Source organism: Rhizobium sp. NZLR11 (assembly GCF_019685115.1).
Classification (GTDB): domain Bacteria; phylum Pseudomonadota; class Alphaproteobacteria; order Rhizobiales; family Rhizobiaceae; genus Rhizobium.
In genome coordinates this window covers 113391-128343 of the sequence record NZ_JABDWD010000019.1, presented here as the reverse complement: position 1 = coordinate 128343, position 14953 = coordinate 113391, and the positions used below count along the sequence as shown (strand labels likewise).

The 14953-nt window shown below is 63.2% G+C and carries 10 protein-coding genes and 1 pseudogene; 7 read left to right on the top strand and 4 right to left on the bottom strand.

Features of this window, described 5'->3' with window-relative positions; genetic code table 11:
* Both HJB83_RS26795 and HJB83_RS26790 read left to right on the top strand, forming a co-directional pair.
* Positions 1–203, top strand: a pseudogene (locus HJB83_RS26795) (IS110 family transposase); the annotation flags it as partial.
* Positions 204–510: 307 nt separating this feature from the next.
* Positions 511–1548: a LacI family DNA-binding transcriptional regulator gene (locus HJB83_RS26790; RefSeq protein ID WP_207585437.1), complete on the top strand. Its 1038-nt coding sequence runs from the start codon at positions 511–513 to the stop codon at positions 1546–1548.
* A 7-nt stretch (positions 1549–1555) separates the two neighbouring features.
* Here HJB83_RS26790 and HJB83_RS26785 read toward each other — a convergent pair whose 3' ends face one another.
* Both HJB83_RS26785 and HJB83_RS26780 read right to left on the bottom strand, forming a co-directional pair.
* Positions 1556–2848, bottom strand: a complete 1293-nt coding sequence (locus HJB83_RS26785; RefSeq protein WP_207585436.1) for an MFS transporter — start codon at positions 2846–2848, stop codon at positions 1556–1558.
* Positions 2849–2988: 140 nt separating this feature from the next.
* Complete coding sequence (locus tag HJB83_RS26780) at positions 2989–4188, bottom strand: multidrug effflux MFS transporter (protein ID WP_207585435.1); 1200 nt, start codon at positions 4186–4188, stop codon at positions 2989–2991.
* Position 4189: 1 nt separating this feature from the next.
* Between HJB83_RS26780 and HJB83_RS26775 the strand changes: the two genes are divergently transcribed.
* Positions 4190–4417 (top strand): hypothetical protein, encoded by a 228-nt coding sequence (locus tag HJB83_RS26775; protein ID WP_221115602.1) that lies wholly within the window; start codon positions 4190–4192, stop codon positions 4415–4417.
* Positions 4410–5153: a TetR/AcrR family transcriptional regulator gene (locus HJB83_RS26770; RefSeq protein WP_221115601.1), complete on the top strand. Its 744-nt coding sequence runs from the start codon at positions 4410–4412 to the stop codon at positions 5151–5153. The genes HJB83_RS26775 and HJB83_RS26770 overlap by 8 nt, the downstream gene beginning before the upstream one ends.
* 24 nt (positions 5154–5177) lie before the next feature.
* On the opposite strand, the gene HJB83_RS26765 is transcribed toward HJB83_RS26770, so the two are convergent.
* Positions 5178–5618: a response regulator gene (locus HJB83_RS26765; protein ID WP_207585433.1), complete on the bottom strand. Its 441-nt coding sequence runs from the start codon at positions 5616–5618 to the stop codon at positions 5178–5180.
* A gap of 282 nt (positions 5619–5900) precedes the next feature.
* Between HJB83_RS26765 and HJB83_RS26760 the strand changes: the two genes are divergently transcribed.
* Positions 5901–6440: a murein L,D-transpeptidase family protein gene (locus tag HJB83_RS26760; protein WP_207585432.1), complete on the top strand. Its 540-nt coding sequence runs from the start codon at positions 5901–5903 to the stop codon at positions 6438–6440.
* 7 nt (positions 6441–6447) lie between these two features.
* On the opposite strand, the gene msrA is transcribed toward HJB83_RS26760, so the two are convergent.
* Positions 6448–7152, bottom strand: a complete 705-nt coding sequence (gene msrA, locus HJB83_RS26755) for a peptide-methionine (S)-S-oxide reductase MsrA (protein WP_207585431.1) — start codon at positions 7150–7152, stop codon at positions 6448–6450.
* Positions 7153–7353: 201 nt separating this feature from the next.
* Here msrA and HJB83_RS26750 point away from each other — a divergent pair, with 201 nt between their 5' ends.
* Both HJB83_RS26750 and pbpC read left to right on the top strand, forming a co-directional pair.
* Complete coding sequence (locus HJB83_RS26750) at positions 7354–12825, top strand: alpha-2-macroglobulin family protein (RefSeq protein WP_221132942.1); 5472 nt, start codon at positions 7354–7356, stop codon at positions 12823–12825.
* Positions 12822–14903, top strand: a complete 2082-nt coding sequence (gene pbpC / locus HJB83_RS26745; RefSeq protein WP_221132941.1) for a penicillin-binding protein 1C — start codon at positions 12822–12824, stop codon at positions 14901–14903. The genes HJB83_RS26750 and pbpC overlap by 4 nt, the downstream gene beginning before the upstream one ends.
* Positions 14904–14953 lie beyond the last annotated feature (50 nt).

Genomic DNA, 14953 nt, shown 5'->3' with positions numbered 1-14953 from the left:
GCGGCGGCCGCGGCAAGGTGCGGGCTGTGCTGTTCATGGCCGCCCTCGTCGCCAGTCGGTACAACCCCGACCTCAAGGCCTTCCGCGACCGTCTGGTCGCGGCCGGCAAGCCCAAGATCGTCGCAACCGTCGCAACTATGCGCAAGCTGCTCACCATCCTCAATGCCATCATCAGGGACGGACGACCATGGCAAAACGCTTGACAAATAAGACAGTCGCTCTCCCCGTCAACGGGGCGAAGGGTATGTGCAGCGACCTCTCCGTCCCCACTAACCTCTCGCGGGGCACGTCCCCTCTGCCTGTTTTTTACGGGGAGAGGTTAGGAGGGGCAGCCTTCACCGAAGGGCGGTACCAACGCACAGTCTGAACTTCGCTCAAGCGAGTCATCCCGAACTGGTCATGCGCCGGAGCTTCCAGCCGTAACCTCTACCCACGGCTTTTCGCAGGCGCTGTCCTGTGGCAAGAAGGGCCACTGACGCGTGGCGCTTTCAGAGAGGAAGATCGACAAAGATGAAGGGAATTCGCCAGCTCGCCGAGCATCTCGACATTTCGATCGGGACGGTGTCCCGTGCGCTGAACGGCAAGCCCGACGTCAACGAAGAAACGCGCCGGCGCGTGCTCGCCGCCGCCGAGGAGCTTGGTTACGTCGCCAACCAATCGGGCCGCAGCCTCCGCCAGGGCATGACCAACGTCATCGGGCTGATGCTCGAGGTCAGCCGCGAGACAGTCGAAAACAGCGACGACTTCTTCCTGGGCGTCACCGACGGGCTGCAGAGCGTCTTTTCCCGTCACAAGCTCGATCTGGTCATGCTGCCCTGCCCCGATGACGAGGATCCGCACGAATATCTGAAGCGCATGGTGGCGCGCCGCCTGGTCGATGCGATGATCATCTCGGCGACCCGACGCACCGACCGACGCATTGAGCTGTTGGAAAAGGTCCGAATCCCGTTTGTGGCGCTCGGCCGCAGCGCGTCCGGCGGCAGCTATACCTGGATGGATCTCGATTTCGAAGGCGTGGCGGCGCGCGGCGTCGACCGGCTGGTCGCAAAAGGCCACCGGCGGATCGCGGTGGCGGCCCCCTCCTCCGACATCAATCTCGGCTATATCTTCCTCGAGAGTTACCGCCAGGCGCTGAAACGCCACGGTATTGCCTTCGACCCGGCCCTCGTTATCCGTGTCAAGTCGAGCGAACAGGGCGGTTATCAGGCTGGCCACGAACTGCTGATGATCGAAGAACGGCCGACGGCGATCATCCTGATCCACGAACTGATGGCGATCGGGCTTTACCGGCGGCTTGCCGAGGCCGGCATCGTTCCCGGCCGAGACCTCGCCGTCGTCGGTTTCCGCGAGGAGCCGCGCACGCATTTCCTGCAGCCGTCACTGACCTCCTTCCGCATGTCGCTGCGCGATCTCGGCGCCCAGCTCGGCGAAACCCTGCTTGCCACCATGCCGGCCTATGCCGATCATTATCCGCAGGGAGCCCGCAGCCGGATCTGGCCGCTGGAACTCGTTCCTGGCGAAAGCGACGCGTTCACGCTGACGGGCTGAGTTCCCCTCACACCCGGCTCGGCGCCGCCGGAGGCTCCCGGCTCGACAGTTGCCGCGTGACGAAGAAGACCAGCAGAGCGCCGACAGCAAGGCAGGCGGCGAGGAAGAACATCGGCGCAGTCGTGCTGCCGCTCGCCTCCTTGATCCAGGGCACGACGTTCTGGGCGACGAAACCGCCGAGATTTCCGACCGAATTGATGGCGGCAAGCCCCGCAGCGGCACCCGCCCCTTTGAGGAAACGCGAGGGCAGGCTCCAGAACACCGGCTGCGGCGCGAAGATGCCGGCAGCGGCGACGCAGAGGAAGGCGAATTGCAAGGCGTGGTTCGGGATCAGCGCCGACAGCAGCAGGCAGGCGGCGCCGATCAAGGCCGGAACGACGATATAGGGCGTCTTCGATTGGGCCTTGTCGGCCATCGTGGGAACGGCATAGAGCGCGACCGCAACCAGCAGCCAGGGAATGATGTTGAGGAAACCGTTCACCGTATTGCTGACGCCGAAGGCCTGGACGATGGTCGGCAGCCAATAGCTCAGGCCATAGGCCGAGAGCGGAAAGGCGATATAGCAAAGCGCCATCAGCAGGACGCGCGGGTCGATCAGCGCCTTGAAGCCGTTTCCGGCATTTTCGCCCATGCCGGCATTTTCCGATGCGAGCCTCCGTTCAAGCCAGTCCTTCTCCTCGCCAGTCAGGAAACTTGCGTTTTCAGGCCGGCCGGGAAGATAGAAGAAGGTGACGATGCCGGCGATGACGGCTGGAATACCGGTCGCCAGGAAGACCCACTCCCAGCCGGCAAGGCCGTAAAGACCATCGAGATCGAGCAGCACGCCGCCGAGCGGTGCGCCGACGGCATTGGCGATGGCGCTGAAGATCATGAAAAGCCCGACCATCCGGCCGCGATAGGCAGAGGGGAACCATAGCGTCAGCAGATAGAGCACGCCTGGAAAGAAGCCGGCTTCGCAGACGCCGAGCAGGAAGCGCAGGATATAGAACATCGTCGCGTTCTGCGTGAAGGCGAGCGCGACGGTGACGAGGCCCCAGGACACCAGGATGCGGGCGAACCAGACACGGGCGCCGAGCCTTTCGAGGAAGAGGTTGCTCGGCACCTCGAAGAGAAAATAGCCGATGAAGAACAGCGAAGCGCCGAGGCCGTAGGCATATTCGCTCATCCCCAAGGCATCGACCATCTGCAGTTTGGCAAAGCTGACATTCTGCCGGTCGATATAGGCGATGAGATAAAGGATGCCGAGAAACGGCATCAGCTTCCAGGTGATTTTCGAGATCAGCCGCTTCTCATCGACCATGCGTATCCTCCGGAATGATCATGTTGCGTCATGGCGTAAATAGTGCTGGCCGCCAATATTCAATCGCGCGAGGTATTTTCTGCGGTATCGCAACCCTGATTGGTGGCCGCACCCGGGGGATGGGTGCGGCCTGTGCTTGACTATTCGGCAGCGGCGACGGCGGCGCGGCGGCCGATCGTTGCCTGGGTCAGCGCGAAGGCTAAGAAGGCGCAGAGCGCAATGCCGGCAGCCATCGGAACGGCCGTGCCGTCGAAGAAAAGGCTCGATATCACCATGGCGACGGCGGCAATGACGAAATGCAGCGTGCCCATCAGCGACGAGGCGGTGCCGGCAATCGCGCCGTGATCCTCGAGAGCAAGAACGGCGCTGGTCGGGATGACGAGGCCGAGGAAGCCGTAGCCGATGAACAGGAAGGTCGCCATGACGGGCAGCTGGTTGAAGCCTGAAGCCATCACCACCGCCATGACAACCATGGCTAGCGCAAAGGCGCTGACCGCAATCCGCATGACGCGCACCAGGCCGAAACGCTCGCCGAGCCAGCCGGTCGCCTGCGACACCGCGAAGAAGGACACGGCGTTGATCGAGAAGGCGAAGCTGTATTCGGTCGGCGTCAGCCCGTAGTGCTGGATCAGCACGAAGGGCGAGTTGGCGAGATAGACGAGAAAGCTCGAAATGCCGAGACCGCCGATGAAGGTCAGCGTCAGGAAATTGCGGTCGGCCAGCAGCAGCCGGTAGGCCGCCATGGCGCTCTTGAGGCCGCTGCCGCTGCGCTCCTTGGCAGGGCGGGTTTCGTCAAGCTGGGTGGCAAGCAGGACGAGGCCGATGAAGGCGGCGATCATCACCGCCCAGAACACCCCGCGCCAGCCGTAGAATTCGATGACGGCGCTGCCGGTCAGCGGCGCCAGGATCGGCGAGATCGAGAAGACCAGCATCAGCAGCGACATCAGGCGCGCGGCCTGCACGCCGGTATGCATGTCGCGGACGATGGCGCGCGGAATGACCATGCCGGCGGCACCGCCGATGCCCTGGACGAAACGGAAGGCGATCAGCGTTTCGATATCGGTCGAAAGTGCGCAGCCGATCGAGGCGACCGCGAAGACGCCGATGCCGAGATAGAGCGGCAGCTTGCGACCCCACATGTCCGAAAGCGGACCATAGACGAGCTGGGCGAGGGCAAAGGAGATGAAGAAGGCGAGAAGCGTCAGCTGGGTGACGTTGTTATCCGCATGCAAGTCCTGGCCGATGGACGGCAGCGCAGGCAGATACATGTCAATGGCGAAGGGGCCGATGGCCGAGAGAAGGCCAAGAATGAGAGCAATGCGAAAGAAGGAAGCCGTCATAATGGTGATCTTTCATAAAAGCGCAGCGGAAGCATCGAATCGTCGCTCCGCCGCAGTGCTCTTAGAACAGGATGGCGCCCGAAAACTCCTCACACTTTTCGGCATCATGTTCTGGGGTTCAATGATGATCGTTCGCGCGAAGACGAAGTTGGGAGCTCATATCTTCAGCAACGGAACCAATAGTGTCAACAAATTTGGACACGGCTGTAAACTAGACGCCATTGTCTAAATCGTCAAGACGTCTTATCTTCGCCTTCATGAAAGATCGCATGACACCGGCAGTCCGGATGGGGGGGCATACGCAGCGCGGACAATGCGCAAAGCGCATGTCGATCCTCGATGCCGCCGCCGACGTCTTCTGCCGCCAGGGTTTTGCCGGCGCCAGCATCGACGAAATTGCCGCCGTCGCCTGTGTCTCTCGCCAGACGATCTACAATCACTACCGCGAGAAGGAAACGCTGTTCGTCGCCGTCGTCGAGGACGTCATGAACCGCGCCAACGCCATGCTCTTCTCGGTGCTGGCGAGCTTTCCCGAGAACGCCGACAATCTGGAGGACGGGCTGACGGCCTTCGCCGTGCGCCTCAACAAGAACTGCATCTGCAATCACGACGGAAAATTCCTGCGCAAGCTGGTGCAGACGGAGGGTGAGCGATATCCGCACCTGTTCGAAAGCTGGCGCCAGCAGGGACCGGGCAAGCTGACCACTGCCCTTTCCGCGCTTCTTGCGCGGGTCGCTCATAAGGGCGCGCTCGTCATCGACGATTTCGACGTCGCCGCCCGGCAGTTCGTGGCGCTCGCCAATGCTGACCTGCAGATGATGACGCTTTTCGGTGGAACGCCCACCGATGAAGAGCTTGATAAGGCGGCGCGCAATGCCGTCCGTACCTTTCTCAAGGCCTATGGCGGGCCGGCGGCTGATAAGGTCGGTCGCCCGCCGCAGCTTGCGGCCATAGCGGGCGGATAAGGCCTCCCGATCAGGCCCTTTCAATCAGGCGAAGACGGTCATCTGCGAGGGCACGACCGCAAACATGCCGACGCGGCGCGCGGCAAGATATTTCACCAGCTGCTGGACGACAGAAGGCATGACCGGCTTCTGCACCACGCCGACCGCGCCCTTGACGCCATTAGCGACAACTTCGGGATTGCCGGTCATGAACACGACGGCAATGCCGTGTTCTTCTGCCAGCCGCCGGCCGATCTCGGGCCCGGTCTGGCCGTCGGCGAGATTGACGTCGACGAAGGCGATATCGGCAAGCGGCGCCAGCCGCAGCGCCTGTTCGCGATCACTCGCAAGACCTGCGACCTGCATACCCATATCTTCCACCGTCGCCCCGAGATCCAGGGCGATGAGGAATTCATCTTCGACGATCAATACTCTCTGTCTCATGAGATCATCTCGTTGCCAGCGCCGCACGACATTGGTGGCCATGATACGTCCCCTTGTTACGCATATACTTCGGAAGAGGTATCCGCTCCGGCAGCTGTCCCTGCACGAAACTCCCTGCTGAAACGGCCAACTTGAAGATATGTTCCGCGGTGGAACGCGATTTTTGATATTTAAGATATTGTTAACGTTGATAGATTCTTAACAAGAAAGCCGGCGAAGCAAAAACGGGCGCTAAATTGTGCTCAATCTCAAGCGCGCACCTTCTGGATGAAGGCACGATGACACGATATGATTATTCCGTTGGCATGAAGATCGAGGCTCACGTTGAAAACCAAACTTATCGTCTTGGCCACGGTCGTGGTCAGCCTTTTCGCCTATACCAAATTGATGGCCAGGATCGGCTCGGGCTCGCCACCTCCGGATGCGCCGCTCGCGCAACAGGCCGACCTCATCCGTGTTTATAAATCCGAACGCCGCATGGTCCTTCTCAAAGGGGATGTTCCGATCTCGACATATCGGATTTCACTGGGGCAGGCTGCCGATGCCGGTCCCAAGCAACAGGAAGGTGACGAAAAAACGCCGGAAGGGCGCTATGAGATCGACTGGCGAAATCCCAAGTCCATGGCGCATCTCAGCCTCCACATTTCCTATCCGAACCCGGATGACCGACGCAACGCCGGATCCAACGGCTTTCCGCCCGGCGGCAATATCATGATCCACGGGCTTCCCAATGGCTGGGGCCTGTTCCAGGAAGCCCATCAGCTATGGGATTGGACGGATGGCTGTATTGCCGTCACCAATGCGGAGATGCGCGATATCTGGGCCCGCGTTCCCAATCACACGCCTATCGACATCATCCCCTGAGGGTTAATCACCCCTTGGCCTTCCTGACGAGGACCGGCTGGCTGCGGTAATCGGCGGGAAACAGCGACTTCAGATTCTCGATTTTCGGCAGGTCGTTGTAGACGATATAGGGGTAGGTCGGATTGAGCGTCAGAAAATCCTGATGATAGGCCTCGGCGGAATAAAAGCCGGTGGTGTCGGAGACCCTGGTGACGATCGGCTGGGCGAAGACATGCGCCTTGTCGAGCTGAGTGATATAGCGCTCGGCGACCTTGCGCTGCTCGGGGTCGGCGACGAATAGCGCCGAACGATACTGCGTTCCCTGATCCGGGCCCTGGAAATTCAGCTGCGTCGGGTTGTGCGCCACCGAGAAGAAGATCTGCAGCAATTTGCCGTAGCTCACTTGTTTCGGATCGAACTTCACCTCGACGGCTTCGGCGTGACCTGTCGAGCCGGTGCTGACGGTCTCGTACTGGGCCGTCCCAGCCTCACCGCCGGCATAGCCGGAGACGGCGCTCTGGACGCCCTTGACGTGCTGGAAGACGCCCTGGACACCCCAGAAACAACCGCCGGCGAAAATCGCGCTCTCGGTGCCCGGCCGGGCAGCCTCGTCAACGGCCGGCGGCGGAATGACGACGGCATCTTCAGCCGCACTTGCGGCACACGCACCGAGCGAGACAATGGTGGCGGCTAGGAGCCCGGCAAGGCTCCTGCGGTGAGAAAATATGGACATGGCGCTACCTCCTGCGATGGCGCCCAAATCCTTGCTCATCCTTGCAAAAGGCGCAAATCACAACCCGATCACTCACGCCGATGTGACAGGCAGACGAAAGCGCCTGTGTGAAGATGAAACAGCATGCAACCTGAGTTGACAATCTCGCGAGGAGTGAGGAGAGTGCCCGCCGGTCAGAGCCTGCATTTCCGGGGGGAACCTATGTCCGTGCGCTCGTTCTTTGCTTTCGCGACAATCGCATTTTTTTCCACGATCGCCGTCAGTTTTCCCGCCGCCGCTGCGGAGACCAAGCGCGACATCCAGACGATCAAGGACGCCGATTTCTTCGGCTTCGATCTTCGCACCGAGCAGAACGTCTCACTCGATCAGTGCAAGACCTCGTGCATCGGCGACAAGAGCTGCAAGGCCTTCACCTACAATCCCAAGGTGAAATGGTGCTTCCTGAAATCCGATTTCAAGACGATGAACGCCTTCCCCGGCGCCATCGCCGGCAAGATTGTCGAGACGACCGGCCAGAAGGAGCAGGATCTCGGTGCTGCGCCGCGCCTGACCTTCCTGTCGAACGACCTCATCCAGCAAGCCCGCGACTTCAAGGACAATCTGGCGCTTGCCGACGACCAGCAGGGCCAGGGCGCCGACAGCCTGACGGCCAATGCCCGCATCGACCTCACCGGCAACAATCTGGCCGACGCGCTGAAGTCCTTCCATGGCGCGCTGTCGATCACCCCTGACGACGCCGATCTCTGGCTCGAAACCGCCCGCGCCGCAGCTTCGCTCGGCAGCGCCGAGAGTGGCACGAGCGGTCAGGCCGTGCTCGACGCGCTGAACGGCTACGAGCTGACGCGCACCAAGCCCAAGCGCGCCGAAGCGCTCGCCGTCCTCGCCGACGCCCTGGACCGAAACGCCAATTACCGCCCGGCGCTCGACGCCTACAAGGCGAGCCTGGCGCTGGTTGCCTCCGAGGATGTGCAGGCGGCCTACCTGCAGCTGAAGGCGACGCAGGGCTTCCGCATCACCGAACACACGGTCGACGCCGACAGCGCCACGCCGCGCGCCTGCGTCACCTTCTCCGAAGCTCTCATCAAGACCACCGACTATACGCCCTTCGTGACGCTGAACGGTGCGGCGCCCAAGGCGCTGGAAACCAAGGACAAGCAGATCTGCGTCGAGGGGCTGACGCATGGCGAAACCTACAAGCTCGGCTTCCGCACCGGCCTGCCGTCATCCGTCGACGAGGCGCTCGAAGCGCCCGTCAGCATCGACGTCTATATCAAGGACCGCAGCCAGATAGTGCGTTTCACCGGCGACAGCTTCGTGCTGCCCTCGACGGCGCGCCGCGGCATTCCGATCGTCTCGGTCAACATGACGTCTGCCAACCTCAAACTCTACCGCATCGGCGATCGCGCCATCGCGCCGCTGTTGACCAACTCGCAATTCCTGACCCAGCTCGACGGCTACAGCGCCCAGAACATCCAGGATCAGAACGGCGAACTCGTCTGGCAGGGTTCGATCGAGATCGCCGACGAGCTCAACAAGGACATCGTCACCAGCTTCCCCGTCGATGAGGCGCTGCCCGAGCGCAAGCCCGGAGTCTACGTGATGACCGCAACGGGGCCGAATGGCCCGGCGCAGGAGTGGGACTCGCAGGCGACGCAATGGTTCCTCGTCTCCGATATCGGCATCACCACCTATGCCGGCACGGACGGGCTCAACGTCTTCACCCGTTCGCTTGCCTCGGCAAAGCCGATATCAGGCGTCGAGCTGCAGCTGCTTGCCAAGAACAATGAAGTGCTCGGCACCGCCAAGACCGACGAAAACGGCCGCGCCACCTTCACCGCCGGCCTGATCCGCGGCACGGCGGCGCTGACACCCGCCGTCATTACCGCCAGGAACGGCACGTCGGACTACGTTTTCCTCGACATGACGCGGGCCGGCTTCGATCTCTCCGACCGCGGCGTGACCGGCCGCGCCGCACCCGGCGCGATCGACGTCTTGACCTTTACCGAACGCGGCATCTATCGCGCCGGCGAAACGGTGCATGCACAGGCGCTCGCCCGCGACACCGATGGCAACGCCATCGAGAACCTGCCGCTGACTTTCATCTTCAGCCGCCCCGACGGTGTCGAAGACCGGCGGATCGTCAGCCAGACCAGCAATCTCGGCGGTTACAGCGTCGATTTCCCGACCCAGGAAAACGCCATGCGCGGCACCTGGACGATGAACATCTACACCGATCCCAAGGGCAGTGCGATCGCCAGCAAGAGTTTCCTGGTCGACGATTTCGTGCCGGATCGCACCGACCTGGAGATCAAGACCGAGGCCAAGGAAATCGGCCCGGATATGCCCGCGAAGATTAATGTTTTCGGCAAATATCTCTATGGCGCCCCGGCCGCCGGCCTGACGCTCGAGGGCAATGTCGTCGTCAAGCCGACGCGCGAGAGCGCCGCCTATAAGGGCTTCCTCTTCGGCCTCGCCGACGAGGAGGCGAGCGAGGATTCGCGCCTGCCGATCGACGGCCTGCCGGAACTCGACGAGAACGGCGAAGCCTCGACCGATCTCACCGTCAGCGAGCTGCCGGCAACGACGCAACTGCTCAACGCCACCGTCTATATCAGCATGCAGGAGGCCGGCGGCCGCGCCATCGAGCGTTCGCTGACCATTCCGGTGAAGAATCAGGGCGCTTCGATCGGCATCAAGCCGGAATTTTCCGACGATCTGCCTGAGAACGCCATCGCCAACTTCACGGTGATCGGCGTCAATGCCGAGGGACAGAAGCAGGAGACCAAGGGCCTGCGCTGGAAATTCTACAGCCTCAACCGCGAGTACCAATGGTATCGCGAGGGGACGGCATGGAAATACGAGCCGGTCTACACCGCCGAGCAGATCGCCAATGGCAGCGTCGACGCGACGACGGACGGCGGCAAGATCTCCGTGCCGGTGAAATTGGGCCGCTATCGCCTCGAAGTGGAAAGCTCGGATGCCGACGGCCCGACCTCCAGCGTCGAATTCGACGCCGGCTGGTTCGTGGCCTCGACCTCGACCGAAACACCGGATGGGCTGGAAATCGCCCTCGACAAGGACAGCTACAACGTGGGCGACACCGCCAAGCTGAAAATCACCTCGCGCTATGGCGGCGAGCTGATGGTCATGGCCGGAACCGAAAAGCTGGTTGCCGTGCAAAATGCGACGATGGGCGAGACCGGCGGCGAGGTCGACATCCCCGTCACCGCAGACTGGGGTGCCGGCGCTTATGTGACCGCGACGCTCTTCCGCCCCGGCGACGCCCAGGACAGCCACATGCCGATGCGTTCGATCGGCATCAAATGGCTGAAGGTCGATCCCGAACAGCGGGCGCTGCAAGTCAAGCTCGACACGCCGGAAAAGATGCTGCCGCGCGGACCGTTGAACATCGGCCTGCAGGTGGCCGGTGCCGGCGCCAACGAGGATGCCTATGTCACGGTTGCCGCCGTCGATGTCGGCATTCTCAACCTGACACGTTACGAGCCGCCGAACCCGGAAGACTGGTATTTCGGCCAGCGGCAGCTCGGCCTTGAAATCCGCGACCTCTATGGCCGGCTGATCGACGGCTCGCTGGGTGCGACCGGCAAGCTCAGGACCGGTGGCGACGGCGGTGCCATTGCGCTGCAGGCAAGCCCGCCGACACAGAAGCTCGTCGCCTTCTTCTCCGGGCCGGTGAAGCTCGACGCCGAAGGCAAGGCCAATATCTCCTTCGACATTCCGCAATTCAACGGCACGGCGCGCGTCATGGCGGTTGCCTGGTCGAAGACCGGTGTCGGGCACGGCGTCAAGGACGTCATCATCCGCGATCCGGTCGTCGTCACCGCGAGCTTGCCGAAATTCCTCGCCCCCGGCGACAAGGCCAATCTGCGCCTCGACATCGCCAATACCGATGCGCCGGCCGGCGACTACAAGCTGCAGCTGACCGGCAATGATGCGGTCGGCATCGACCAAGCCTCTGCCGACCAGACGATCCGGCTGGAGGCCGGCGCCAAGTCCGCGCTGACGCTTTCGCTCATCGGCAAACAGCCGGGCGCCGGCAGCGTCTCGATCAACCTCTCCGACGCCTCCGGCCTTTCGCTCGACCAGACCGTCGACGTGCCGGTGCGCCCGTCATCCCTGCCGATCACCGAACGCAGGGTGCTGGCGCTGAAGCCCGGAGCAAAGCTCACCGTCGATAAGAACCTGCTTGCCGACAGCGTCCTGCCGGGTGCTTCGATCAGCGTCAACGTCACCCGTTCGGCCGCCTTCGACATCCCGGCACTGCTGATGACGCTCGACCGTTATCCCCTGGGCTGCGCCGAGCAGACCATCAGCCGGGCGCTGCCGCTGCTCTACCTCGCCGAAGTGGCGAAGCAGGCCGGCATCGAAAATGACGACGACGTGCACAAGCGCGTCCAGGATGCGATCTACCGCGTGCTCTCCTACCAGGCCTCGGTCGGCAGCTTCGGCCTCTGGGGACCGGATTCGGGCGATGTCTGGCTCGATTCCTACGTCACCGACTTCCTGACGCGGGCCCGCGAAATGAAATATGACGTGCCGGAAAGGGCCTTCGTGCAGGCGCTGGAAAACCTGCAGAACACCCTGTCCTACACAACCGACATCAAGGGCCAGGGCGATCAGATCGCCTATGCCATCTATGTCCTTGCCCGCAACAAGAAGGCGGCGATCAGCGATCTGCGCTACTATGCCGATACGATGATCAACGACTTCCCGACGCCGCTCGCCAAGGCGCATATCGCTGCCGCGCTGGCGCTTTATGGCGATGCCCAGCGCTCGAAGAACATCTTCCTCGACGCGCTGCAAATGTCCGAGCAGTCGATGGTCTCACGCGTGAACTTGTCGCGCACCGACTACGGCACGATCCTGCGCGATGGCGCGGCGATCCTGGCGCTCGCTGCCGAAAGCCGGCCGGTGCCGCCCGTCGTCCCGGAACTCGCCAAGGCCGTCGCCAAGGAATGGCAGCGCAGCAAATACAAGAGCACCCAGGAAGAGGCCTGGATGCTGCTTGCCGCACGCGCCATCCAGGGCGGTGACGACGGGTTGAAGGTCGACGTCAACGGCGCCGCCCACACCGGCGCCTATATGGCCCGGATGACCGGCGATGCGCTCACCGACCATCCGCTGACCTTGACCAACCAGACGAGCGACCCGGTATCGGCGGTTGTTACCACCGTTGCCGCACCGACCGTGCCGTTGCCGGCCGGCGGCGACGGCTTCCTTATCGAGCGCAGCTATTACACGCTCGACGGCGAGGAGGCGAATGTCAGCGAAGCCCAGCAGAACGAACGCTATGTCGTCGTCATCCATGTGCGCGAAAGCAACGACTGGCCGTCGCGCATCGTCGTCACCGACCTTCTGCCGGCCGGCTTCGAGATCGACAATCCGAACCTCGTCGACAGCGCCCAGATGACGAATTTCGACTGGATCGGCGAAATTTCCGCCGCCCATACCGAATTCCGCTACGACCGTTTCGTCGCCGCCTTCAACCGCGCTCAGGGCGACGAGCGCGAATTCAACGTCGCCTATGTCGTGCGCGCCGTCACCCCTGGCATCTACGACCATCCGGCCGCAAGCGTCGAGGACATGTACCGGCCGGAGCTTTCGGCCCGCACGGCGACCGGCAAGATGGAGGTCGTGGCAGCACAAGAATGAGGCTGTGGCACAAGTTTGCGATCGGGTCCGTCGCCGGCATCCTCCTTGCCGGCGCGGCTCTTCTTGCGCTCGACGCCGCCGACAAGGCTTTTCCGCCGCCGTTGGATAGAGCGGACGTGGTTTCCGCCGAGGTGCTCGATGCCGACGGCCAGTTGCTGCGCGCCTTTGCAACGACGGAAGGCCGCTGGCGGCTGAAGACGACGGTTGCCGACGTCGATCCACAGTTCCTGCGCATGCTGATTGCCTATGAGGATCAGCGTTTCTACGATCACAATGGCGTCGATGCCTGGGCGCTCGGGCGGGCAGCCACGCAATTCGTCCGCAACGGCCGCATCGTTTCCGGCGCCTCGACGCTTTCGATGCAGGTGGCGCGGCTGATCGAGCCGCGGGCGGGACGCTCGCTTTCGGCAAAACTGCTGCAGCTCGCGCGTGCCGTGCAGATCGAGCGGCGGCTGTCGAAGGAACAGATCCTCGATCTTTATCTGACGCATGCGCCTTACGGCGGCAATCTGGAAGGCGTGCGCGCCGCAAGTCTTGCCTATTTCGGCAAGGAGCCGCGCCGCCTGACGGTCGCCGAGGCAGCCCTGCTCGTCGCCCTGCCGCAATTGCCCGAACGGCGCCGGCCGGACCGCAATCTGAAGGCGTCGCAAGAGGCGCGCAAGCGTGTGCTTGAGCGCGTCGCCGTGGCTGAGGCCGTCGGCGACGGCGAGGCGGAGCGAGCCGAGGGTGTCGCTGTCCCCATGCGACGCATGCAATTGCCGGCGCTGGCCGCTCATGTCGCCGAAGCAGCACTGCGCAAGGAGCCGGCAGTCCTCAAGCACCAGACGACGCTGAAGAAACAGGTGCAGCAGGGGCTGGAATCGGTCGCCCGGGCAGCGGCGATGAAGCTCGGGCCAAAACTGTCGCTGGCCATGGTGATGGCCGATGCCCAGACGGGCGCGATCGTCGGCGAGGTCGGCTCGGCCGATTATTTCGACGCCAGCCGCTCCGGCTGGATCGACATGACGCGCGTCAACCGCTCGCCGGGCTCGACGCTGAAGCCCTTCATCTACGGGCTCGCCTTCGAGCAGGGCCTCGTCTCCCAGGAGACGATCATCGAGGACCGGCCGGCTGATTTCTTCGGCTACCGGCCACGCAATTTCGACATGAGCTATCAGGGCGACGTCACCGTGCGCGAGGCCTTGCAACTCTCCTTGAATGTGCCGGCCGTCAAGCTGCTCGACGCCGTCGGGCCGTCGCGGCTGCTGGTCCGCTTCCGCCGCGCCGAGGTGCGCCCGGCCCTGCCGCCGAACGAGACGCCGGGACTGGCGATCGGTCTTGGCGGCGTCGGTCTCACGCTGAAAGATCTGGTGCAGCTCTATACCGCGCTCGCCAATCGCGGCCAGCCGGCAAGGCTCGGCGACGGTGTCACCGGCGCACCGGGCAAGCTCGACGGCGAACCGCTGTTGGAGCCGGTCGCGGTCTGGAACGTCGCCGATATTCTCTCCGGCGTCATTCCCCCCGCCGGCGCACCGCAGCGCGGCATCGCCTACAAGACCGGCACCAGTTACGGTTATCGCGACGCCTGGTCGGTCGGCTATGACGGGCGTTATGTGCTCGGCGTCTGGGTCGGACGGCCGGATAACAGCGCCGTGCCGGGACTGACCGGCTATGGCACCGCAGCACCCATCCTGTTTGAGGGTTTCGCCAAATCCGGCATCGCGACGACGCCCTTGCCCCGCCCGCCGGCCGGGGCGGTGCGCATCGCCCAGTCCGAACTGCCGATCAGCCAGCGGCGTTTCGCGTTCAATGCCAGTGGCCTGCTGGTCGCCTCCGGCCGCGAGGCCGCCCCTCAGATCGTCTATCCGCCCGAGGGCGCCCATATCGATCTCGGCGCCGGCGCCGGCGCGCTGTCGCCGCTCATGCTGAAGCTGCAGGGCGGCCGCGCGCCCTTCCGCTGGCTTGCCAATGGCAGGCCGCTGCCCGACCTCTCCCGCCGGCGCACCCAGCAATGGCTGCCCGATGGCGGCGGCTACTCGAAATTGACCGTCATCGACTCGGCCGGACGCGCCGCAAGTGTGGGCGTTTTCATCGACTGAAGGAACCAAAACCCGACTACAACCGTTGGAAAGGGTCTCCCTCCAACGTC